Source organism: Oceanobacillus sp. FSL K6-0118, from assembly GCF_038006665.1.
Classification (GTDB): Bacteria; Bacillota; Bacilli; order Bacillales; family Amphibacillaceae; genus Oceanobacillus; species Oceanobacillus caeni.
Window position 1 is genome coordinate 1,875,241 of the sequence record NZ_JBBOVR010000001.1, and the last position, 22,740, is coordinate 1,897,980.

At 35.5% G+C, this 22,740-nt stretch carries 24 protein-coding genes; 22 read left to right on the forward strand and 2 right to left on the reverse strand.

The features are described from left to right. Positions 1-18: 18 nt before the first annotated feature. The 13 genes from remA (at position 19) to spoVM (ending at position 13,059) form a co-directional block, all read left to right on the forward strand. Positions 19-279: an extracellular matrix/biofilm regulator RemA gene (gene remA / locus MHI02_RS09685; RefSeq protein WP_047185997.1), complete on the forward strand. Its 261-nt coding sequence runs from the start codon at positions 19-21 to the stop codon at positions 277-279. Between the two features lie 155 nt (positions 280-434). Further along, on the forward strand, positions 435-1,055 hold the full coding sequence (gmk, locus tag MHI02_RS09690; RefSeq protein ID WP_047185998.1) for a guanylate kinase: 621 nt from the start codon (positions 435-437) through the stop codon (positions 1,053-1,055). Then, complete coding sequence (rpoZ, locus tag MHI02_RS09695; RefSeq protein WP_083452498.1) at positions 1,052-1,255, forward strand: DNA-directed RNA polymerase subunit omega; 204 nt, start codon at positions 1,052-1,054, stop codon at positions 1,253-1,255. Before gmk ends, rpoZ begins: the two co-directional genes overlap by 4 nt. Positions 1,256-1,685: 430 nt before the next feature. Next, positions 1,686-2,891 carry a bifunctional phosphopantothenoylcysteine decarboxylase/phosphopantothenate--cysteine ligase CoaBC gene (gene coaBC / locus MHI02_RS09700; protein ID WP_047185999.1) on the forward strand — a complete coding sequence of 402 codons (1,206 nt, stop codon included), beginning with the start codon at positions 1,686-1,688 and terminating at the stop codon, positions 2,889-2,891. After that, the gene (priA, locus tag MHI02_RS09705; RefSeq protein ID WP_216883633.1) at positions 2,891-5,299 is read left to right on the forward strand and encodes a primosomal protein N'; all 2,409 of its coding nucleotides are present in this window, start codon (positions 2,891-2,893) and stop codon (positions 5,297-5,299) included. The genes coaBC and priA overlap by 1 nt, the downstream gene beginning before the upstream one ends. 52 nt (positions 5,300-5,351) lie before the next feature. Next, complete coding sequence (gene fmt / locus MHI02_RS09710) at positions 5,352-6,290, forward strand: methionyl-tRNA formyltransferase (protein WP_341165861.1); 939 nt, start codon at positions 5,352-5,354, stop codon at positions 6,288-6,290. Continuing rightward, entirely contained in the window at positions 6,291-7,640 is a 1,350-nt protein-coding gene (rsmB, locus tag MHI02_RS09715) for a 16S rRNA (cytosine(967)-C(5))-methyltransferase RsmB (RefSeq protein ID WP_341165862.1), read from the forward strand. Positions 7,641-7,912: 272 nt separating this feature from the next. Continuing rightward, positions 7,913-8,671: a Stp1/IreP family PP2C-type Ser/Thr phosphatase gene (locus MHI02_RS09720; protein ID WP_047186003.1), complete on the forward strand. Its 759-nt coding sequence runs from the start codon at positions 7,913-7,915 to the stop codon at positions 8,669-8,671. Further along, complete coding sequence (gene pknB, locus MHI02_RS09725) at positions 8,668-10,743, forward strand: Stk1 family PASTA domain-containing Ser/Thr kinase (RefSeq protein WP_150874279.1); 2,076 nt, start codon at positions 8,668-8,670, stop codon at positions 10,741-10,743. The genes MHI02_RS09720 and pknB overlap by 4 nt, the downstream gene beginning before the upstream one ends. Further along, on the forward strand, positions 10,744-11,625 hold the full coding sequence (rsgA, locus tag MHI02_RS09730; protein WP_047186005.1) for a ribosome small subunit-dependent GTPase A: 882 nt from the start codon (positions 10,744-10,746) through the stop codon (positions 11,623-11,625). A gap of 2 nt (positions 11,626-11,627) precedes the next feature. Further along, the gene (gene rpe, locus MHI02_RS09735; RefSeq protein ID WP_341165863.1) at positions 11,628-12,284 is read left to right on the forward strand and encodes a ribulose-phosphate 3-epimerase; all 657 of its coding nucleotides are present in this window, start codon (positions 11,628-11,630) and stop codon (positions 12,282-12,284) included. 5 nt (positions 12,285-12,289) lie between these two features. Next, positions 12,290-12,949, forward strand: a complete 660-nt coding sequence (locus tag MHI02_RS09740) for a thiamine diphosphokinase (protein ID WP_341165864.1) — start codon at positions 12,290-12,292, stop codon at positions 12,947-12,949. A gap of 29 nt (positions 12,950-12,978) precedes the next feature. Then, positions 12,979-13,059: a stage V sporulation protein SpoVM gene (gene spoVM / locus MHI02_RS09745; RefSeq protein WP_047186007.1), complete on the forward strand. Its 81-nt coding sequence runs from the start codon at positions 12,979-12,981 to the stop codon at positions 13,057-13,059. A 130-nt stretch (positions 13,060-13,189) separates the two neighbouring features. Here spoVM and rpmB read toward each other — a convergent pair whose 3' ends face one another. Continuing rightward, positions 13,190-13,378, reverse strand: a complete 189-nt coding sequence (gene rpmB / locus MHI02_RS09750) for a 50S ribosomal protein L28 (RefSeq protein ID WP_047186008.1) — start codon at positions 13,376-13,378, stop codon at positions 13,190-13,192. 167 nt (positions 13,379-13,545) lie between these two features. Between rpmB and MHI02_RS09755 the strand changes: the two genes are divergently transcribed. The 9 genes from MHI02_RS09755 to rnc all read left to right on the forward strand — a co-directional run bounded on the left by MHI02_RS09755 (position 13,546) and on the right by rnc (position 22,311). After that, complete coding sequence (locus tag MHI02_RS09755) at positions 13,546-13,908, forward strand: Asp23/Gls24 family envelope stress response protein (RefSeq protein WP_047186009.1); 363 nt, start codon at positions 13,546-13,548, stop codon at positions 13,906-13,908. A 24-nt stretch (positions 13,909-13,932) separates the two neighbouring features. After that, positions 13,933-15,597, forward strand: coding sequence for a DAK2 domain-containing protein (locus MHI02_RS09760; protein WP_204798256.1), 1,665 nt, complete (start codon positions 13,933-13,935; stop codon positions 15,595-15,597). A gap of 165 nt (positions 15,598-15,762) precedes the next feature. Next, on the forward strand, positions 15,763-17,796 hold the full coding sequence (recG, locus tag MHI02_RS09765) for an ATP-dependent DNA helicase RecG (protein WP_145523415.1): 2,034 nt from the start codon (positions 15,763-15,765) through the stop codon (positions 17,794-17,796). 138 nt (positions 17,797-17,934) lie between these two features. Beyond that, the gene (gene fapR, locus MHI02_RS09770; RefSeq protein WP_216883630.1) at positions 17,935-18,522 is read left to right on the forward strand and encodes a transcription factor FapR; all 588 of its coding nucleotides are present in this window, start codon (positions 17,935-17,937) and stop codon (positions 18,520-18,522) included. Further along, positions 18,506-19,504, forward strand: coding sequence for a phosphate acyltransferase PlsX (plsX, locus tag MHI02_RS09775; protein WP_216883629.1), 999 nt, complete (start codon positions 18,506-18,508; stop codon positions 19,502-19,504). Before fapR ends, plsX begins: the two co-directional genes overlap by 17 nt. 5 nt (positions 19,505-19,509) lie before the next feature. Next, the gene (gene fabD / locus MHI02_RS09780) at positions 19,510-20,448 is read left to right on the forward strand and encodes an ACP S-malonyltransferase (protein ID WP_216883628.1); all 939 of its coding nucleotides are present in this window, start codon (positions 19,510-19,512) and stop codon (positions 20,446-20,448) included. Next, complete coding sequence (fabG, locus tag MHI02_RS09785) at positions 20,448-21,188, forward strand: 3-oxoacyl-[acyl-carrier-protein] reductase (protein WP_047186014.1); 741 nt, start codon at positions 20,448-20,450, stop codon at positions 21,186-21,188. The genes fabD and fabG overlap by 1 nt, the downstream gene beginning before the upstream one ends. A 139-nt stretch (positions 21,189-21,327) precedes the next feature. Continuing rightward, on the forward strand, positions 21,328-21,561 hold the full coding sequence (acpP, locus tag MHI02_RS09790; RefSeq protein ID WP_047186015.1) for an acyl carrier protein: 234 nt from the start codon (positions 21,328-21,330) through the stop codon (positions 21,559-21,561). 72 nt (positions 21,562-21,633) lie between these two features. After that, positions 21,634-22,311 carry a ribonuclease III gene (gene rnc / locus MHI02_RS09795; protein ID WP_047186016.1) on the forward strand — a complete coding sequence of 226 codons (678 nt, stop codon included), beginning with the start codon at positions 21,634-21,636 and terminating at the stop codon, positions 22,309-22,311. Positions 22,312-22,354: 43 nt separating this feature from the next. Here rnc and MHI02_RS09800 read toward each other — a convergent pair whose 3' ends face one another. Continuing rightward, positions 22,355-22,579: a DUF1128 domain-containing protein gene (locus tag MHI02_RS09800; protein ID WP_047186017.1), complete on the reverse strand. Its 225-nt coding sequence runs from the start codon at positions 22,577-22,579 to the stop codon at positions 22,355-22,357. Between the last annotated feature and the right edge of the window lie 161 nt (positions 22,580-22,740).

Sequence of the window (22,740 nt, forward strand, 5' to 3'; positions counted from 1 at the left end):
GATATAGGGGGAAAAGTTTTGAGTTTAAGCTTGATTAATATTGGATTTGGAAATGTAGTTTCGGCAAATCGAATTATTTCGATAGTCTCACCTGAATCTGCACCCATTAAACGAATTATTACGGTAGCAAGAGAAAACAATAAGCTAATTGATGCTACGTATGGTCGTAGAACGAGAGCAGTTATTATTACCGATAGTGACCATGTAGTGTTATCTGCCGTTCAACCCGAAACGGTTGGACAACGTGTGATAAGTAATGATGAAATTACTGAGGAATAATTTCTGTATTTGATATACTAGAGGATGTTCAAAGAGCCCGGTGAAAATGACATACCCCTGTGTAGGGGCAGCATTGCAATAGGACGTTGCGCTTTTAGCTGACCTTGGTCCTTTTCATCCTTCTTTTTGAATACTCATTAATAGGAGGAAATGTTTTGAAAGATGAGAGAGGAATTTTATTTATTCTTTCAGGCCCATCTGGAGTTGGGAAGGGAACAGTAAGAAAAAGACTATTTGAGAAGGCAACAGACCTTAAATATTCTATTTCCATGACAACAAGAGAAAAAAGACCAGGAGAATTTGATGGTGTTGATTACTTCTATAAAACAAAGGAAGAATTTGAAAGTTTAATTGAACAAAATGAGCTTTTAGAATATGCTAAATATGTTGATAACTATTATGGAACACCGCGTAAGTATGTAGAGGAAACGTTAGAAAAGGGCTTCGATGTTTTTCTTGAAATTGAAGTTCAAGGTGCCTTACAAGTTAAAAAGAATTTCCCAGAAGGTGTTTTCATCTTTCTTTTCCCACCAAGTTTAGATGAATTAAAGAATCGTATACTCGGTCGTGGTACAGAATCCAATGACCTAGTGTTAAATCGATTAAAGGAAGCCAGGAAAGAAATTGAGATGATGGATGCGTATGATTACGTTGTTGTAAACGACCAAGTTGATCATGCTGTGGAAAAAATCAAGTCTATTATTCAAAGTGAACATTTAAAAAGAGAACGAATTGCGAAACAATACAAAAAAATACTGGAGGATGATCAAATATGATGTTAGAACCGTCTATCGATGTTTTACAGGAAAAAATAAAATCAAAATATAAACTTGTCATTTTATCAGCAAAACGTGCTAGACAAGTAAGCGAAACGAAGGACCTACAAGTAGAAAATCCTAAATCTGATAAGTATGTTGGAATGGCGCTTGAGGAAGTTGTTGCAGGAAAGTTATACCTAGAAGAAGGTAATGATTAATATAGATAGCCCTCGCAAATTTGCGAGGGTTTTCTATTATTTGCAGCGAGGAACGGAAAACTTTCAACATGTTCGTTTATCAGGATCACGTCCAGCTCCAGCGCCCAGCGACTAGCGAGACTTCCTTCACCTCCGTACGATAAAGAAGACTTGCCGACTGGTGAAACCAGAGGCTTAGTCGCACTTATACCCTTGTGGTGAAAGTCAACATCGGCTCGCTTACGCTCACCGTGTTTCCTTTATCTCCTACGGAAGTGGAATGTCCGATTAAAACCGCCGCTTTGCGCGGCAACATCGGACCACCTGGCATGGCCAGGCGCAGTCCGTACGTCGCTAAACGGGCGCTTACGCTTTTGTTCAAATAATTTATCTCTTATGGTATAAATAAGGTAGAGAATGTCGAATTGAACGCTTTAGAGGGGAGAATTATATGGTGAATCAAAAGAATATTTTATTATGTGTATCAGGCGGAATAGCTGTATATAAGGCATGTGCACTTACAAGTAAGTTAACGCAAAAAGGTGCTAATGTGAAGGTAATTATGACGGAAAGTGCGAGTAAATTTGTTTCACCGTTAACGTTTCAAGCACTATCTAGAAATCCAGTTTATACAGACACCTTTGATGAAAAGGATTCAGAAAAAATCGCTCATATTGATTTAGCTGATTGGGCAGATTTGATTCTTGTTGCACCCGCTACTGCAAACATAATTGGGAAAATAGCTAATGGTATAGCAGATGATATGTTAACCACAACATTATTAGCATCTCATTCACCGATTTATGTTGCACCGGCAATGAATGTACATATGTATCAGCACCCAGCTGTAATGGAGAACATGAGAAGATTAGAAGAATGGGGATATCATTTTATTGAGCCTGGTGCCGGTTACCTCGCTTGTGGCTATGTTGGGAAAGGTAGATTAGAAGAGCCTGAAACGATAATAAAGGTTTTGGAAGAACATCAAAGCCATAACCTATTATTATCCGGAAAGAGAGTTCTAGTATCAGCAGGTCCAACAAGAGAAAAAATTGACCCTGTTCGCTTTTTTACAAATCGTTCAACAGGAAAAATGGGTTTTGCTATTGCGCATGTAGCAGCTGAAATGGGAGCTGAAGTAACACTAGTTACTGGACCTACTGAGCAAAAAGTGAAAAATAACCGAATAACGAGAGTAGATATCGAAACTGCAGAAGAAATGTATCAAAGAATGCATGAGTTTTTTTCAGAAAGTGATATCGTCATTAAAGCAGCAGCAGTTGCAGACTATCGACCGAAAACAGTATACAGTCAAAAAATGAAAAAGCAACCCGGTGAATGGAATATGGAAATGGAAAGAACAAAAGATATTTTAAAATCCTTAGGAGAACGGAAAACGAATCAATTTTTAGTTGGCTTTGCCGCCGAAACGAACACCCCTCTAGAATATGGTTTAAATAAATTAGAAAAGAAAAATTTAGATGCTATCGTCATCAATAATGTAGCAGAAGAGGGTGCAGGTTTCGGGGCGGATACGAATATTGTTACCTATGTAAACAGATTTCAAGAAAAAGAAGAACTAAGTATAGCTTCGAAAACAGAAATAGCAAGAAAGTTATTTATTTTGATCGATCGTGATTTAAGGGCTGATAACTAGTGAATATAGCGAAAGTGATAGTAGATGTACCATCGAGCGCCATCAATCAAACTTTTGATTATTCTATTCCAAAAAGGTTTCAAGAAGTAATAAAACCAGGTATGCGAGTGATTGTACCATTTGGACCTAGGAAAATTATGGGTTTCGTAGTTGAACGTGTATCGGAATCATCATTTGATAAATTGAAAGATATTGTTGATGTACTAGACATAACTCCTGTATTAACGAAAGAATTACTTGATTTAGGGAAATGGGTTGCTAATAATACATTAAGTCTTTCCATTACTGCATTACAGGCAATGTTACCACAGGTATTAAAGTCAAAGTATAGAAAACAATTAATTCGAGAAACAGATGAAGTCTTAACTCCAGAACTGGAACATTTATTTGCTGGCAGAGGCTTTATTGACTACGAAGAATTTGAACATGCTAATATTAGTTATTATCAATTGCAAAAAGCCATTCAAGAAGGGGACATATCCATTGAATATCTTGTTGAGTCAAAGATAACAAAAAAACAAATAGTAATGGTAAAACCTTCCAAAGAATCTTATTTACTAGAAGAAGCTATCATGGACATTCCTAAAAATGCAAACAAGCAAAAACAAGTTATTTCGTATTTTTTAGAATATCCAAAAGCCGTTTCACAAAAAGAATTAATAAATAAAGTAAAGACCACTTCTAGTACGATAAAAAATTTAGTTGATAAAGGAATTTTAGAAACATATAAACAAGAAATTTTTCGTAACCCATATAATGATGATGCGATTAAACATACAACACCATTACCATTAACAGAAGAACAACAAAATGCGATTGAACCTATTCAGGCGTCTATTAATGAACATCAACATGAAGTATTTTTACTGCATGGGGTAACTGGTAGTGGTAAAACAGAAGTATATTTACAAGCTATTCAAAACGTAATAAGTAAAGGGAAAGAAGCGATTGTACTTGTTCCTGAAATATCATTAACTCCGCAAATGGTAGAGCGTTTTAAAGGACGCTTTGGTAAAAATGTAGCTGTCATGCACAGTGCTTTATCCGCTGGGGAAAAATATGATGAATGGCGAAGAATTCATCGGAAAGAAGTACAGGTTGTAGTCGGTGCTAGGTCCGCGATTTTTGCTCCATTTGAAAATCTTGGAATTATCATCATTGATGAAGAACATGAAACAACGTATAAGCAGGAAGATCAACCCCGCTATCATGCAAGGGATGTTGCAATTGAGAGAGGAAAGTATCATCAATGTCCAGTTGTCTTAGGAAGTGCAACACCGACATTAGAATCCTATGCTAGAGCTAGTAAAGGGGTATATCAATTAGCTACACTTAGTAAACGTACAAATGATCAGCCGATGCCAAATGTTGATATTATCGATATGCGTAAAGAGCTTCATGCCGGAAACCGTACGATGTTTTCTAGAAAGCTAATGCAAAAAATGGAACAATGTATTCAAAAAGGAGAACAAGTCGTGCTTCTATTGAATCGAAGAGGTTATTCTACCTTTGTTATGTGTCGTGATTGCGGACATGTTATGGAATGCCCACATTGTGACATTGCGTTGACTTATCATAAAAACTCCAATCGGCTAAAATGTCATTATTGCTCCTATGAGACAAATCTTCCTGCAAGTTGCCCAGAGTGTACAAGTGATTCCATCCGTTATTTTGGAACAGGCACACAAAGAGTAGAGGAAGCATTAGGTAAATTGTTACCAGAAGCAAGAATTCTGAGGATGGATGTTGATACAACGAGAAGAAAAGGATCACATGAAAGATTGTTAAAACAATTTGGCGATCGAAAAGCTGATATTTTATTAGGTACACAAATGATTGCTAAGGGATTAGATTTCGAAAATGTTACATTAGTTGGTGTTCTTACGGCGGATTCTATGCTTCATTTACCAGATTTCCGATCCAGTGAAAGAACTTTTCAACTTCTCACTCAAGTTAGTGGTAGGGCTGGAAGGCATGAATTAACAGGTGAGGTTCTTGTCCAAACGTATACTCCTGATCATTATAGTATAGAACTTGCGAGTGTTTACAATTTCCATGATTTTTATAAAAAGGAAATGTCGATGAGAAGGAAATTCAAGTATCCACCGTATTTTTATCTCGTGTTAATTACGGTCTCGCATGAAAATAACGTGTTAGCAGTACAAAGGACGCAAACAATCGTTCAGATGTTGATGAAGTCTGTGAAAAGAAATACAGTCGTGTTAGGACCGACACCATCACCAATCCCACGTATCAAAGATAGATATCGATATCAATGCATGATAAAATACAAAAATGAACCAAATCTACGACCGTTATTAAATAAAATAATGGAATATTTTTCGGACGATGTAAGAAAAAATAATCTTTTGATTACAGTTGATTTAGAACCGTATCATTTTATGTAGATTCCCTTAAATGCGTGTTTAAAAAGTAGGATTAGAGAAAGAAGGTTTAACAATGAAACGAATTGTATTTATGGGTACTCCTGATTTTTCGGTACCAGTATTAAGGTCTTTAGTAGAATCAGAATATGAAGTAGTTTTAGTCGTAACCCAACCGGATCGGCCTAAAGGGAGAAAGCGAGTCATTACTCCTCCGCCTGTAAAGGTTGAGGCAGAGATGCATCATATCCCCGTATTTCAACCGGAAAAACTTAAAGAAGAATTTAAGAAGATTTTATCTTATGAGCCTGATCTTATAGTGACAGCAGCATATGGCCAAATATTACCAAATGAATTATTAGAAACACCACCATTCGGTTGCATTAATGTACATGCATCTTTACTACCAGAGTTGCGAGGCGGAGCACCGATTCACTATTCCATCATCCTGGGAAAACAAGAGACAGGAATAACCATTATGTATATGGTAGAAAAACTAGATGCCGGTGATATTATTTCTCAAGTGAAAGTTCCAATAGAATATAAGGATCATGTCGGAACTTTACATAATAAGCTTTCTGAAGCAGGTTCTCAATTATTAATGCAGACTTTACCTAATATTTTTTCAAGAAGTATTCATCCAATTAAACAAGATGATACGAAAGCTACGTTTGCTTCTAATATAAAACGAGAACAAGAAAAAATTGATTGGAATAAACCAAGCATCGAAATTTATAATCAAATTCGTGGTTTACATCCATGGCCAGTAGCTTTTACGACGTATCAAGATGAAAACATGAAAATTTGGTGGGGAGAACCAGATCGTACTGAATATAATGGTGAACCTGGTGAAATAGTGAAAGTAGAAGAAGATTACTTTACTGTTGTTAGTGGTGATGGTCGTGGTATACGAATTACGGAAATTCAACCAGCTGGAAAAAAACGTATGCTAGTGAAAGACTATCTTCGTGGTGCAAGTGATCGAATAAAAACAGGGATCATTTTAGGTGATTAAATGAAAAATTATCTACTTAGAAATTCTATTTTAGACTTACTAATTCGGACTGAAAAAGACCAAGGATTTAGTCATTTATTAATTGATCATGAGATTAAATCTAAACGAATGAATCCGAAAGATGAAAAGTTACTAACGGAAGTTGTATATGGAACGTTACAAAGAAAAATATCTCTAGATTATTTTATAGATCACTATATAAATTCAAAGAAAAAACTGGATCTATGGGTAAGAATGCTTTTACGAATGTCTATTTATCAAATGGTTTATTTAGATAAAGTTCCAGATCACGCTGTTATACATGAGGCAGTGGAAATTGCGAAAAAACGTGGTCATAAGGGGGTAGCCGGTTTTGTGAATGGTATTCTTAGAAATATCCAGAGAAACGGTATACCTGATACTACTGACATTCAAGATCATGCAAAAAGACTTTCGATAGAAACAAGCCATCCTGAATGGCTTGTTAAACGCTGGATTTCAGAGTATGGGTACGAAACTACGGAGAAAATGTGTCAAGAAAATGTTGCAAAACGCCCACAATCTGTTCGCATACAACCATTAAAAATAACACGAGAAAAGGCCATTGAAACGCTAAGTGAATTTGGCCTTGTAGTGGAACCTTCCATTTTATCTAAACAAGGAATCATTGTGAAGAAAGGTAATGTATTAACTACCGATTTATTCAAAGACGGCTATTTAACGATACAAGATCAGAGCTCGATGCTTGTTGGAGAAATGCTCGATGTCAAACCAAATATGAACGTATTAGATGCTTGTAGTGCACCAGGTGGAAAAGCGACACATATTGCTGAAAAGATGGAAAATGAAGGAATCGTTTATGCTTATGATTTGCATAAGAAAAAAGTTAATTTAATAGATGAGAAAGCATCTACTCTTGGTCTTTCCATTATTAATGCAAATCAGGCTGATGCCAAAAAATTAGGTGAAGTTCATGAACCGGAAAGTTTTGATCGGATTTTAGTGGATGCACCATGTTCTGGTTTAGGTGTTATGCGTGGTAAACCAGAAATTAAATATAATAAAAAGGAAGAAGATATAACCAATCTCTCTAAAGTACAACGTGAGATTCTAGATAGTGTTTCTCCATTGTTGAAAATTGGAGGATTATTGATCTACAGTACATGCACAGTGGATACAAGTGAAAATGAAAATGTTGTTAAAGTATTTCTAGAAAACCATCCTAACTTTAAAGTAGACGAAACATTTTTCGATGATTTACCAGATGAATCAAAAGGCTTAACCGGAATTTCCGAGTATGGATTTCAGTTGTTTCCACAAGATTTCCAAACAGACGGATTTTTCCTCACTCGTCTTAAAAAAATTAATTAATTTTGTTCTTTTATGTTGGGATTTGTGTAATACTTGGAGTAATAGAGTGTTCAAAAAGGGGATAAAAAGGACTTCTACGTTGCCCACTGGATGTGGGCGGTCTTAATAGAAGTTCCGCTTTTGCCAACGAACTTCTTAAAGGAAGGCCGACTAAAGATGAGCTTTGCGCCTAATTCACGCCTCCCCTTTTTTAGTCGCATGTCATTTTTATCGGACTTTTTGAACAACCTTTAATCGGAACGTTTTTAACTCTTTATGCTTGGGGGTATTTTATGAGAGGAACATTCTTAACTGACAGGGGTAGGGTAAGAAGTCACAATGAAGATGCCGGTGGAATATATTATAATTCTACAAATCAACTATTAGCAGTTATTGCTGATGGAATGGGTGGGCATCAGGCTGGTGATGTCGCTAGTAAAATGGCTATAACCCAAATAGATAAACAGTGGAAGAATACAAAGAAATTCGAAAAACCTAATGAAATCGAGGAATGGTTACAAAATACGATTCAAGAAATTAATAAAGCTATTTATGAGCATGCACAGAACAACCAAGAGTGTGAAGGAATGGGGACAACTCTTGTTATCGTAGTTCACATTGACGAGTTTTTAACGGTTGCTCATATTGGTGATAGTAGATGTTATCTGCTTAATCAACATAAACTAAAACAAGTAACAGAAGACCATTCACTAGTCAATGCTCTAGTTCAGTCTGGTCAAATATCGAGAGATGATGCTAAACATCACCCGAGAAAAAATGTTGTGTTAAGAGCGCTAGGTTCAGAATTACAGGTTGATGCTGACATAAAGACGATTTCGATTGACGAAAATGAAAAAATTTTACTTGCGACAGATGGACTAACTGATAAGATTCTTGATGAAGAACTGTTTGAAATTATTAACAAACATGACGATATCCATTTGGCTTGCCAAGAATTAATTGACTTGGCTAATAATAGAGGTGGCGAGGATAATATTTCTCTAATTCTTCTTTCAAATCATACATCTTTGAAAGAAGGTGAGAATGAATGAGAAGTGGTCACCTTTTAAATGAGCGGTATGAAATAAAAAATAAAATTGGTGCTGGTGGAATGGCCGATGTATATTTAGCTAGGGATACTATTCTGGAACGTGATGTAGCCATAAAATCTTTACGTTTAGAATATGCCAATGATCAAGAATTTATCGCTCGTTTTGATAGGGAGGCTCAATCTGCCACCAGTCTTTCTCATGAAAATATCGTAAGTATTTATGATGTAGGGGAAGAAGATCATTTATTATACATGGTAATGGAATACATAGATGGGATGACATTGAAAGAATACATACAGCGCAATGGTTCACTCGACGTAACGGAAACATTGGATATTATGAAACAAATTACGTCTGCAATTGCTCATGCCCATGCAAATAATATAGTCCATCGAGATATTAAACCACAAAATATATTAATCGATAATTTTGGCAAGGTGAAAGTAACTGATTTCGGAATTGCAATCGCATTAAGTGCGACATCACTTACCCAGACTAATTCCATACTAGGTTCGGTACATTATTTATCTCCCGAGCAAGCACGTGGTGGTATGGCTACTAAAAAGTCGGATATCTACTCATTAGGAATAGTAATGTTCGAAATGTTAACAGGGAGATTACCATTTTCTGGACAGTCTCCCGTATCGATAGCTTTGAAACATTTACAGAGTGATACACCTTCTGTTAGGAGGTTTAATCCAGATATCCCTCAAAGCGTTGAAAATATAGTGTTAAAAGCAACTGCCAAAGATTCCTTTCATCGGTATGAGACGATTTACGATTTGGAAACGGCAGTAGAGACTGCACTTGATCCGGATAAAATGAATGAAGCTCCCTATACTCCACCCGTAGAGGCAGGAGATGAAACAAAAGCGATACCGATTATTACAGATGACCACATTCAAGGTAATAATGATGATGAAACAATCATCCATACAAACGGTTTAACGAAAAATCATCCGGAAGATACTCCAAAGAAAAAGTTAAAAAAGGGAGATAAAAAAGCCAAAGGAAAGAAAAAGAAAAAGACGAAACAAAAGAAAAAGAGAAGAAAATGGCCCATATTTCTTTCTATATTTATAATCCTTTTAATTGGTGTCATTGGTTTGTTTTTCATCCCAGGTCTATTTCAACCAAAGCAAGTCGATGTACCTGAGGTAAAAGAAATGGAATCAGATGAAGCGAAGGATTTATTAGAAAATTTGAATCTGGTAGTCGAAGAAGAAATGGTTAGTTCAGAAGACATAGATGAAGATCTTGTTGTAAAAACAAGTCCTAGTGCTGGAAGAACTGTAAATGAAGGTTCTAATGTTACACTTTATATAAGTACTGGTAAAGAAAAATTTACTTTTGAAGACTATGTTGGAAAAGATTATAGTCAGGTTAAACGAGAGCTTGAAGTAGCTGGATTTGAAAATTTTATTCCATATGAAGAATACTCAAGTTTACCTCAAGGCCAAATAATCACACAAATATTCCCTAATCCAGATAGTGAAGTAGTACCTAGTGATACAACGGTGAGGTTTGAGGTAAGTTTAGGTCCCGAACCTGTATACTTAGGTAATCTAACAGGATTAACGGAAGCGGAAGCAAAACAAGAATTAGAGGATAATAACTTACAAATGAATAAGGTTGAAAAAAATTCCGATACAGTTGAAGCCGGTTATGTAATAAGTCAAGAACCGAGTAAGGGAACAAGTTTACAGCATGGTGATACGGTAAATGTATATATTTCTACTGGACCAGAACCAAAACCACCAAAAACAGTTTCAGTTAAGGTACCAATAGAGTACAGCCATTCCGAGTCAGAAGACGCTGATTCTGAATCGGAAGAAGAAGAAAAAGAAGAAAAGGAAAAAGAAAAAGAAGAGCCTTCAGAAAAGGTTGTAAGAATCTACATTGGTGACGCGGAACATAATATTTCAGATTTATATGAGGATAAAGTAATAACTGGTGATGATGAAGTATCATTTACAGTAACGATAGCACCGGATAGTTCAGCGGAATACAAAGTGATGTTAGAAGATGAATTAATTAAAGAAGAAAAATTAAACTATGAGGATGGTGAATAAATGGCAGAAGGCAGAATTATTAAAGCTTTAAGTGGATTTTACTATGTTAAATCGAACGATAATCTTTACCAATGTAGGGGAAGAGGGGTATTTAGAAATAAAAAAATCACCCCTCTAGTTGGCGACATGGTAGAATTTGAAATAAATGGTCCTAACGAAGGATATATTATGGAAATTAAGCCCAGAAAAAATGAACTTGTTCGTCCGCCAATTGCGAATATAAACCAAGCTATTATCGTTAGCTCTGCCATAGCACCGGAATTTAGTACTAAACTTTTAGATCGGTTTCTAGTACTAATTGAATTTAAAAATATAAAACCGGTTATCTTTATTACAAAGATAGATTTATTGTCCGAGGAAAAGTTGGAAGAACTAAAAAAATATAAGAAAGTTTATGAAAACATAGGCTACCAAGTGGAATTACTTTCAACAAAGGACTCCAACTATTCCCCCAATATTGGATTATATTTGAAGAACCATATAACTGTTATTGCAGGGCAATCTGGTGTGGGTAAAACCTCATTAATCAATTTATTAGATTCAAGTTTATTGTTAGCTACTGGTGAAATATCGGAAAGTTTAGGAAGAGGTAAACATACAACTAGGCATGTGGAATTATTAGAAGTAGAAGGCGGATTAGTTGCAGATACCCCAGGCTTTTCCGCTCTTGACTTTAATGAAATTGAGCTTGAAGAATTACCAGAACTATTTCCAGAAATGAGAGAACGAAGAAGTAATTGTAAATTCCGTGGTTGCTTACATCATAGGGAACCAAAATGTGCTATTAAAGAAGCATTAAGCAATGGTGAAATTGAAGAATTTCGATATGAACATTATTTAGACTTTTTAAAAGAAATACAAACGAGAAAGCCGAGGTATTAATTATGACAAAAATTGCTCCATCCATATTATCAGCGGACTTTTCAAAATTAGGAGAAGAAATAAAAGAGGTGGAACAAGGAGGAGCTGACTATATCCATGTAGATGTAATGGACGGTCACTTTGTGCCTAATATTACAATTGGTCCATTAGTGGTAGATGCTATTAAACCTATAACAAATCTACCACTAGATGTCCATCTAATGATCGAAAATCCGGATTTGTATATTCCATCTTTCGCAAAAAGTGGTGCATCGATTATTACGGTGCATCAAGAAGCATGCGTACATCTACACCGTACAATCCAATTAATAAAAGATCAAGGCGTGAAAGCAGGGGTTGTAATCAATCCCGCAACTCCAGCTGATGTTATTTATCCTATTCTTCCTGATGTGGATTTAGTTTTAGTTATGACAGTTAACCCTGGGTTTGGTGGGCAATCATTTATTACTAACACATTAAGTAAAATTGAACAAATTGCTAAATGGAGAGCTGAATTAAATCTTAACTTTGAAATTGAGGTTGATGGTGGTGTCAATGTTGAAACAGCAAAATTATGTACAGATGCTGGAGCAGATGTACTTGTAGCTGGAAGTGCTGTTTTTAATCATCAAAACCGAAAAGAAGCCATTCAAAATATTCTTCAAGTAACTAAAGGTTAATGAACATGACTGCTAAGATAGGAATTGTAGGAAACGGTCCAATCGAAACATTACCAGATTTAAAACAATATAAGGACGACGTGGATGTGTGGATTGGTGCCGATCGTGGAGCTCTCTATATATTAAATCATGGTATAAAGGCATATTATGCAGTTGGTGATTTTGATTCCGTTAATGAGGAAGAAAAATTAAAAATCAAGGCGAATGCGATTGTTTATGAAGAATATCCTGCTAGGAAGGATGAAACAGATTTAGAGTTAGCAATACAAAAAGCCTTTGATAAAGATCCGTCTACTATTTATTTATTTGGATTTACTGGTGGAAGATTGGATCATGAATTAATAAACATTCAATTATTATATAGAATCCGAAAAAAGGGAATTCGGGCAATGTTAATTGATTATTTAAATGAAATGGAATTAACATTTCCGGGAGAACATAGTATAAAAAAGGATCTAAGATATCGATATATATCTTTTATTCCATTTTCTCAAGAAGTAGAAGGGTTAACACTAACCAATTTCTACTATCCTCTTCAAAATAAAACAATCCATTGGGGTTCGACTCTATGTATTTCTAATGAGCTTATTTCAAATTCTGGTACTTTTTTTTATGAGAAAGGCATATTATTAGTTGTAAAGAGTCGCAGTGCAATTCCTGAATAAAATGGAATTGTCATTAGAGGAGGGCACTTATGAAATTTTATACTATAAAACTCCCGAAATTCATTAGTGGAATTGTGAAAGTAGTCATAGGTATTTTTAAAAAAGATTAATTATAAGGATTGCTTTTGCCTTAAAAGGCAAGGGCTCTTTTTTTGTGTGTTGTGATGATTAATCATAAAAGGTAAAATAAAAAGCACCCTATGGATGGGTGCTTTTTATTTCACTAATGTAAAACGTATATTAAACGCGTTCAACTTTACCTGATTTAAGTGCGCGAGCAGATACATAAACTTTTTTAGGTTTTCCATCTACCATAATACGTACTTTTTGTACATTAGCTTTCCATTTACGCTTATTGGAATTCATAGCGTGAGAACGTAGGTTCCCTGTGCTAGTTTTACGTCCAGTTACTACACATTTTCTAGCCATGTTATTCCCTCCTTACTCTATAACATGTGACATTAATACTTATACAATTTATCATAAGTAAGAAAAGATTGCAATTGGTTATTTTAGAATAGTTAGAGTCATTCTTTTAAAATAGGCTAATATATAGTATACTTTTCATATATTAGCAGGGTTTAAGGAGGATTTTTATGTCCATAGAGCTAAATACGAATGATGGTCAAGTTACGATTACGAATGAGGTAATTGCGACAATTGCTGGGGGAACCGCCGAAGAATGTTATGGTATTGTCGGCATGGCCTCAAAAAGTCAAATTAGAGACGGAATAGCTGAAATACTTAGGAAAGAAAATTATTCTAAAGGTATAATCGTTCGTCAAGAAAACGAAAAATTACATATAGATATGTATATTATAGTTAGCTACGGAACCAAAATATCCGAAGTTGCTAGTAATGTACAGTCTCAGGTAAAATACGCATTGAATCAGTCGCTTGGTCTATCCATTGACTCTGTGAATATTTACATTCAAGGAGTCCGGGTAGCCCGAGATTAGGTTCTTTAAGTAGGAGGAAGTATTGTGACATTTGAAAAAATAGATGGCGTTATGTTAACAAATATGATTTTAACTGGAGCACATCATTTAGCCAATAACGCCAAAATGATTGATGCATTAAATGTATTTCCAGTACCGGATGGTGACACTGGAACAAACATGAATTTATCCATGACTTCGGGTGCAAATGAAGTGAAAAAATTAAATAGTTCCAATGCCTCAGAAGTTGCGAATGCATTTTCCAAAGGGTTATTAATGGGTGCTAGAGGAAATTCTGGGGTAATTTTATCTCAAATTTTCCGGGGCTTTGCAAAAGGGATGGAAAAAAAGGAAACCCTTACTGCTGAGGATTTTGCAATGGCAGTTGACTTTGGAGTGAAAACTGCTTATAAGGCAGTGATGAAGCCTGTAGAGGGTACCATTTTAACGGTAGTTAAAGATGCTGGAAAAAAGGCAGTAGAGACAGCAAAAACCGAAACAGATATTATCCAATTAATGGAAGTTATTTTGGAGGAGGCTAAGGCTTCCTTAAAGCGAACTCCAGAACTCTTGCCTGTATTAAAAGAAGTTGGTGTTGTTGATTCAGGTGGACAAGGTTTGGTAACTATTTACGAGGGATTTTTAGCCGCACTTAAGGGTGAAGAATTACCCGAAGGACTTTCTAATATCGATATGGAAGAAATGGTTAATGCAGAGCATCATAAAGTGACACAAGATTTTATGGATACTTCTGATATTAAATTTGGTTATTGCACGGAATTTATGGTGAAGTTTGAAGAAGAAAAGTTAGCTGAAAATCCATACAATGAAGATGAATTTCGAAAAGAATTAAGTGAAATTGGTGACTCTTTATTAGTTGTTTCTGATGAAGATATTGTAAAAGTCCATGTACATTCTGAAACTCCGGGGACTTGTCTTACGTTAGGTCAACGATATGGTAGCCTCATCAACATGAAAATTGAGAACATGCGTGAGCAGCATAGTGCAATTGTTGGAGATACGCATAAGAAAAAGGTTGCAGAAGAAGAAAAGAAAAAGTATGCTATCGTAACCGTTGCAATGGGTAAAGGGATTAAGGAACTTTTAGAAAGCCTTGGTGCTACCGTTGTTATTGAAGGTGGACAAACGATGAACCCTAGTACCCAGGATATAGCTGATGCGATTAAACAAGCAAATGCTCGGAACGTTATAGTCTTACCGAATAACAAAAATATTAGAATGGCTGCGGATCAGGCTGCTGAATTAGTAGAAGAAACGGTTGCGGTTGTACCGACAACAACGATCCCGCAAGGTATTAGCGCCATACTTGCATTTCATCCCGAATCAGATATCGAAACAAACCAACAAACAATGGATTCTGCTAGACAGCAAGTAAAGACCGGTCAAATTACTTATGCAGTTCGAGATACTCAAATTAATGGCATTACAATTGAAAAAGATAACTTTATGGGTATCATTGACGGAGATATTAAATCTTCTCATCCTAATAGAGAAGAAGCACTAAAACTATTGTTAAAAGAAATGATATCAGATGATGATGAAATAGTAACCGTGTTATATGGGGAAGATGTTCAATCGTCTGAAGTCGAGAAGCTTGTGGCATATATTGAAAGTGAATATGAGGATATTGAAGTGGAAGTGCACAAAGGGGATCAACCTATCTATTCCTATATTTTATCAGTTGAATAAATAAAACACCAAATTTTTGTACGAACCCGAAACTATAGTTTTGGGTTCGTCGGTTTGGTGTTTTTTATTTTTGAATCTCTACATGGTGATTCTGCTACTTTTTGTTATAATTTAATCTAAAGTTAAAAACGATTTTAATAGTTATTAATAGAAAGAGTGATTAATTTGCTTGATGAGTCTATTACAGAACTAACTGGAATAGGTGAAAAATACGCTGAGGAATTGGCATTATTAAATATTTATACCATAAGAGATTTATTAGAATATTTCCCTTATCGATATGATGTATTTGAAATTAAACCGCTTATTGAACTCATTCATGAGGACAAAGTGACGATTGAAGGTACCGTCATACATGAACCAAGACTTCAAGTTTATGGCAGAAAAAAATCACGACTTACGTTTACTGTTGAAGTAGAAGGTGTAGCGGTTAAGGCAGTAATGTTTAATAGAGCTTTTGCCAAGAAACAAATACATTCAGATGCCACTGTGACGTTAACGGGAAAATGGGATGCCCACAGGCTTCAAATAACTGTCAGCAATTATAAAATCGGACCAGCTAATCAAGATGCAACCATTCAACCTATGTATTCACTAAGAGGGAAGCTTACGAATGCAAGAATAAGAAAAACCATTCAATCTGCAATGGATTATAAATGGAATGAAATAACAGAATTTATTCCAGAGAGATATTTAACTTCCTATAAACTTCCTGAACGAAAAACTGCGATTAAAACAATGCATTTCCCACCGAATCGAATAGCTTTAAAACATGCGAGAAGAAGATTTATATTTGAGGAATTTTTACTTTTTCAATTAAAAATGCAATTATTACGTAAAATCAATCGTGAAGCTTCTATAGGAAACGCACAAAGTTACGATGAAAAGGAAGTTGAACAATTTATTCAAGGTTTCCCTTTTACCTTAACAAATGCACAAAGGAAGTCTTTAAAAGAGATATTAAAAGATATGAAATCCCCGTACCGTATGAATCGTTTATTACAGGGAGATGTAGGGTCAGGAAAAACGGCTGTCGCAGCTATCGGATTATACGCAGCAAAGACAGCGGGAAAACAAGGAGCTCTCATGGTACCGACAGAAATTTTAGCGGAGCAGCATTATGAATCCTTACTTGAATTATTTAAGGATAAAGCCAATATTGCGTTGCTAACGGGATCCGTTAAAGGTAAGAGAAGGAAGGAAATAATATCTGCATTAGAAGAGCATAAGATAGATATTTTAATAGGGACACATGCGTTAATTCAAGAGGATGTAAATTTTTCTGATTTAGGATTTGTTATTGTTGATGAACAACATCGTTTTGGCGTGGAGCAACGTAGAATGTTACGAGATAAAGGACTTAAACCTGATGTTCTTTTCATGACTGCTACACCAATTCCTCGCACGTTAGCCATAACGGCTTTTGGGGATATGGATGTCTCCACTATTAATGAAATGCCAAAAGGAAGAAAGGAAATTGAAACATACTGGGCGAAAGACAATATGTTCGAGCGAGTGTTACGTATGATTGAGAAACATGTAGCATTGGGAGAACAAGCATATGTTATTTGTCCACTTATTGAGGAATCGGATAAGTTAGATATTCAAGATGCGGTCGACTTATATGAGCAATTAACGGAATTTTTTCCACCTGAAGTTAAAGTAGGGCTGATGCATGGACGATTAAAATCGGCTGAAAAAGAAGAAGTAATGAAACAATTTGCCGACAATGAAGTACAGGTATTGGTATCGACTACAGTTGTTGAGGTAGGTGTGAATGTTCCTAATGCTACGATCATGGTAATTTATGATGCAGAACGTTTTGGCTTATCGCAATTACACCAATTACGCGGAAGGGTTGGTAGAGGAGATAAACAAAGCTATTGCATTTTAATTGCTGATCCAAAAGGAGAAGTCGGTAAGGAAAGAATGAAAATTATGACCGAGACATCGAATGGTTTTGAATTATCAGAGCAAGATCTTAAATTAAGGGGACCAGGTGACTTTTTTGGTAAAAAACAAAGTGGTATGCCCGAATTTAAAGTAGCGGATATGGTACATGACTTTAAAGCCCTTGAAACAGCACGCTCCGATGCACAAGAAATTATTGAGAATAATCTTCTATATGCTGATGAGGAATATTATTATTTAAGACAACTATTAGAAAAAGACCCCTCATTTGCAAATATATTAGATTAATAACATTACTTGCATAAATGTTAATGGTATAATATATTACTATTAGTACCAAGTCATAGAATGAGTCGGAAATGTGAAGTTTGCTGGCCGTTGTAGCCGGAGGGAATAAAGCTAATAGATTGAACGGTGCGTGATAGGATGAAGCGATCAAAGTCAGAACGACAAAAATTATTAAAAGAAAAGATAGAGAAAACACCATTTATAACGGACGAGCAATTGGCGAATTACTTCTCAGTTAGCATACAAACCATCCGGCTAGATCGGATGGAGCTTTCGATTCCGGAATTAAGAGAAAGGATAAGAAATGTAGCAACGAATCAATGGAATGAGACTGTAAAAGCACTACCACTTGAGGAAGTCATCGGAGAAGTAATTGATCTAGAATTAGACAGAAGAGCTATATCTATATTAGATATAAATAAAGATTTAGTATTCTCAAGAAATAAAATAGCCCGTGGTCACCATTTATTTGCTCAAGCCAATTCTCTTGCTGTTGCACTAATTAATGATGAACTAGCACTCACTGCAAAGGCTGATATAAGATTTACTAGGCAAGTAAAAGAAGGCGAACGAGTAGTGGCAAAAGCAATGGTAGAGGGGAACCAAAAAGGGCTAACAAAAGTTAAAGTAAATAGTTTTGTAGGAAATGAAAAAGTATTTACTGGAATATTTCATATGTACAGATCTACGGATAAAGGAGAAGACGATCATGAGATTAGCAATTGACGCCATGGGAGGAGACCACGCTCCGAAAGAAATAGTTTTAGGAGCTATGGAAGCTGTCTCTGAAATAAAAGATCTACATATCACATTAATAGGGGATGAAAAACAAATCAATCCACTATTAACGAATCGTGAGAATCTTGATATTATCCATACAGAAGAAGTTATTACTGGAAATGACGAACCAGTGAGAGCGGTAAGACGAAAGAAAAATGCTTCTCTTGTTTTAGCTGCAAAGGAAGTAAAAGAAGGACGTGCTGATGCATGTATTTCTGCTGGAAATACTGGTGCATTAATGAGTGCGGGGTTGTTTGTCGTAGGAAGAATACCTGGAATTGATAGACCTGCATTGTCACCAACATTACCAACTATAGATGGTAAAGGATTTCTACTATTAGATGTAGGTGCAAATGTAGATGCTAAGCCACAACACCTTGTACAATATGCTATTATGGGTTCCGTTTATGCTGAAAAAGTGCGTTCCATTACTAACCCCACTATTGGATTATTAAATGTTGGTACGGAAGATGGAAAAGGCAATGATTTAACTAAAAAAGCATTTGAACAATTAAAGAACGCACCTGTCAATTTTATTGGAAACGTGGAAGCACGTGATTTACTTGACGGGGTAGCAGATGTTGTAGTTACAGATGGGTTCAGTGGGAATATCGCCTTAAAAACAATCGAGGGAACAGCAAATAGTCTTTTTACAATATTAAAAGATACGATGATGTCTTCTTTTAAAACAAAACTAGGTGCAGCAATTCTAAAAAATGATTTACGTGGTTTGAAAGGTAAATTAGATTACTCTGAATATGGTGGTGCAGGTTTATTTGGCCTAGCAGCTCCAGTTATAAAAGCTCATGGTTCTTCTAAACATAGAGCAATTGTAAGTGCTGTAAAACAAGCGAAACATATGGTGGATCATCATGTAACAGATACTATCAAAACAACGGTGGAATCAATGGAATTTGAGAAGGAGTGAAAAAAATGAAACGTGTTGCTTTTATGTTTCCAGGTCAAGGTTCCCAAGATATTGGGATGGGAAAAGAATTTTATGATACATATCCAGAAGTTCAAGAACTTTTTCATAAAGGAAATGAATTATTAAATAAAGATATTACCAAATTAATGTTTGAAGGACCGAAAGAGACGTTAACGGAAACGGAAAATGCTCAACCTTCATTATTGCTTTCAAGTATTGCTGTACATCAACTGCTTATTAAAGAGGAAATTGAACCTGTTATGACAGTTGGACATAGTTTAGGGGAATATAGTGCATTAGTTGCTGCAGGAGCAATAAGTTTTGATAATGCATTACCACTTGTTGCCACCCGAGGGAAATTAATGGAAAATGCCTTTCCAAAAGGCAAGGGTACCATGGCAGCTGTATTGGGCTTAAACGAGCAGGAAATCGCAAAGGCAATACAATCTATTACAGATGAAGTAGTGGATATTGCAAATTTAAATTGTCCAGGACAAATAGTTATTTCTGGTTCGAAGGAAGGAATTGAAGAGGCAAGTAAATTATTAAAGGAAAATGGTGCGAAGAGAGTTTTACCTTTAAATGTTAGTGGTCCATTCCACTCCAGATTAATGAAATCCGCGAACGAGGAATTCTCTAACTATTTAAATCAAATAGAATTTAATGATTCTAAAATTCCAGTTTACGCTAACGTTTCTGCTAAACCAGTTTCAAAAAAAAATGAAATAAAAGATCTTCTTATTAAACAATTGTATTCTCCTGTGAGATTTGAAGAGTCCATACGTAACATGATGGAGGAAGGAATAGATGCATTTGTGGAAGTTGGAAATGGCAAGGTTTTAAGCGGCCTTTTGAAAAAAATCGACCGGAAGATACCAACTTTCTCAATACAAGATATCGATTCAATGAATAAATTTATCTCATGGTATAAGGAGGATAACTAATGTTAAAAGGCAAAAATGCTTTAGTAACCGGTGCATCTCGAGGTATTGGAAGAGCAATTGCACTTGAACTAGCGAGGAAAGGTGCAAATGTTGCTGTGAATTATGCTGGCAGTGAAGAAAAAGCGCAACAAGTTGTGGAAGAAATTGAAAGCTACGGTGTAAAAGCATTCAAAATCCAAGCGAATGTTGCGAATGAATCGGAAGTTAAAGGCATGATAAAAGAAGTTACCAGCCAATTTGGTAGCCTAGATATACTTGTAAATAATGCTGGTATAACAAGGGATAATCTTTTAATGCGAATGAAAGAAGAAGAATTTGATGATGTCATTACTACAAACTTAAAAGGGGTATTCTTATGTACGAAAGCCGTAGCTAGACAAATGATGAAGCAAAGATCTGGTAAAATTATTAATGTTGCTTCGATTGTTGGTGTATCTGGTAACCCTGGACAAGCTAATTACGTGGCTGCTAAAGCAGGAGTCATCGGTTTAACAAAAACAACTGCGAAGGAATTTGCTTCACGTAATATTCTAGTGAATGCTGTAGCACCTGGATTTATTGCAACAGATATGACAGATCAATTAACAGATGAACAAAAAGAAGGAATGTTAGGGTTAATTCCTTTACATAAATTAGGACAACCTGAAGATGTTGCGAAAGTAGTTCGATTCCTTGCTTCAGATGATGCAAATTATATGACAGGTCAAACGCTTCATATTGATGGCGGAATGGTTATGTAAATTTCTTGAGTTTTTACTAGTAATTTATTTTATGGATATGATATTATACAATTTTAAGAAAGTCTTTTGAAATTAAAAATTTAGCTAAGAATAAGTTTTGCTAAATTAATTGATACTATTTGAAGGGAGGTGAATAGTAATGGCAGATGTGTTTGACAGAGTTAAAGCAATTATTATCGATCGTCTTGATGTAGATGAAGAAAAAATCACGCTAGAAGCATCTTTTAAAGATGACCTAGAGGCAGATTCACTAGACGTTGTTGAGTTAGTAATGGAACTTGAAGATGAGTTTGATATGGAAATTGCTGATGAAGAAGCTGAAAAAATTAATACAGTAGGGGATGCTGTTAATTACATAAATAGTCAACAGTAAACAATCCTAATAATAGGAAAGTCTCGCAAATTATTGCGAGACTTTCCGTATCTACTTCTCAGAGGTGAAAATATGGAACAACTGGAAAAGCAATTAAACCTGTCCTTTCATGATCATGATTTAATCAGGCAGGCTTTTACACATTCATCGTATGTGAATGAGCATCGGAAGGAAGTATTTTCGGATAATGAACGGTTGGAGTTTTTAGGGGATGCTGTTCTTGAACTAGGTGTGTCTCAATACTTGTATCGAAATCATGAACAAATGCCAGAAGGTGAAATGACGAAGCTAAGAGCTGCGATTGTGTGTGAACCATCTTTAGTAGGATTTGCACAAGATCTTCATTTTGGGGATTATTTGCTACTAGGTAAAGGGGAAGAGCAAACTGGTGGAAGAGAACGCCCAGCAATTTTAGCCGATGTATTTGAAGCCTTTCTTGGCGCGTTATATCTCGATCAGGGATTTGATATAGCTTTAGATTTTCTAAAAGAACATGTTTTTCCGAAAATAAAAGCTGGTACTTTTTCGCATGCGATGGATTATAAAAGCCAATTACAAGAATATATTCAGCAATATAAAAACAGAGTTATTGAGTACAAAATAGTGAATGAAAAAGGACCCTCACATAATAAAGAGTTTATTGCTAATGTATTCATTAATAATGAAGTTGTTGGCGAAGGAATTGGTAGAACCAAAAAAGAAGCAGAGCAAAGAGCAGCAAAGATTGCACTGGATACTTTTAATGCTTAGTAGAAAAGCTGTTATTCTGGGAATAACAGCTTTTTGCTATTTCTTATTTCTTTCTTATAGAGCCCAATTCTTCGACAAATGCTTGCGTCTCTAACGTACTAAGTTGTCCTTTTTTCTTAATGATATCGTACATTAGTTTCAGATCATCATATTTATTAATATCATAATCCTCAGCATCTAGTAACCCTCGATTTACCACATTTAATTTATCTGCTAATTCATCAAGAAGAATTTTAAGATTCTCTTGTGATGCTACTTTTAAATCCATTTGCAATCCCCCCATTTTAGATACAATTGCTAATCTGCGTTATGTATTGATTCCATACTTCTTTATGTCACTAATTTTATGATAAGATAAATGCGACAAAAAGCCAATGACTTTTTATCAAGTACGATAAAAAATCCGCCTTAGTTATCTGAACCCTCTAT

Excerpts from the sequence above, each read along its gene's own strand:
- MHI02_RS09755 (WP_047186009.1), top strand. The coding sequence starts at position 13,546 with ATGTCCATAGAGCTAAATACGAATGATGGTCAAGTTACGATTACGAAT.
- rnc (WP_047186016.1), top strand. The coding sequence starts at position 21,634 with ATGGAACAACTGGAAAAGCAATTAAACCTGTCCTTTCATGATCATGAT.
- fabD (WP_216883628.1), top strand. The coding sequence starts at position 19,510 with ATGAAACGTGTTGCTTTTATGTTTCCAGGTCAAGGTTCCCAAGATATT.
- acpP (WP_047186015.1), top strand. The coding sequence starts at position 21,328 with ATGGCAGATGTGTTTGACAGAGTTAAAGCAATTATTATCGATCGTCTT.
- coaBC (WP_047185999.1), top strand. The coding sequence starts at position 1,686 with ATGGTGAATCAAAAGAATATTTTATTATGTGTATCAGGCGGAATAGCT.
- fabG (WP_047186014.1), top strand. The coding sequence starts at position 20,448 with ATGTTAAAAGGCAAAAATGCTTTAGTAACCGGTGCATCTCGAGGTATT.
- rsmB (WP_341165862.1), top strand. The coding sequence starts at position 6,291 with ATGAAAAATTATCTACTTAGAAATTCTATTTTAGACTTACTAATTCGG.
- MHI02_RS09800 (WP_047186017.1), bottom strand. The coding sequence starts at position 22,579 with ATGGATTTAAAAGTAGCATCACAAGAGAATCTTAAAATTCTTCTTGAT.
- rpe (WP_341165863.1), top strand. The coding sequence starts at position 11,628 with ATGACAAAAATTGCTCCATCCATATTATCAGCGGACTTTTCAAAATTA.
- plsX (WP_216883629.1), top strand. The coding sequence starts at position 18,506 with ATGAGATTAGCAATTGACGCCATGGGAGGAGACCACGCTCCGAAAGAA.
- pknB (WP_150874279.1), top strand. The coding sequence starts at position 8,668 with ATGAGAAGTGGTCACCTTTTAAATGAGCGGTATGAAATAAAAAATAAA.
- fapR (WP_216883630.1), top strand. The coding sequence starts at position 17,935 with ATGAAGCGATCAAAGTCAGAACGACAAAAATTATTAAAAGAAAAGATA.
- fmt (WP_341165861.1), top strand. The coding sequence starts at position 5,352 with ATGAAACGAATTGTATTTATGGGTACTCCTGATTTTTCGGTACCAGTA.
- rpmB (WP_047186008.1), bottom strand. The coding sequence starts at position 13,378 with ATGGCTAGAAAATGTGTAGTAACTGGACGTAAAACTAGCACAGGGAAC.
- MHI02_RS09720 (WP_047186003.1), top strand. The coding sequence starts at position 7,913 with ATGAGAGGAACATTCTTAACTGACAGGGGTAGGGTAAGAAGTCACAAT.
- rsgA (WP_047186005.1), top strand. The coding sequence starts at position 10,744 with ATGGCAGAAGGCAGAATTATTAAAGCTTTAAGTGGATTTTACTATGTT.
- rpoZ (WP_083452498.1), top strand. The coding sequence starts at position 1,052 with ATGATGTTAGAACCGTCTATCGATGTTTTACAGGAAAAAATAAAATCA.
- MHI02_RS09740 (WP_341165864.1), top strand. The coding sequence starts at position 12,290 with ATGACTGCTAAGATAGGAATTGTAGGAAACGGTCCAATCGAAACATTA.
- spoVM (WP_047186007.1), top strand. The coding sequence starts at position 12,979 with ATGAAATTTTATACTATAAAACTCCCGAAATTCATTAGTGGAATTGTG.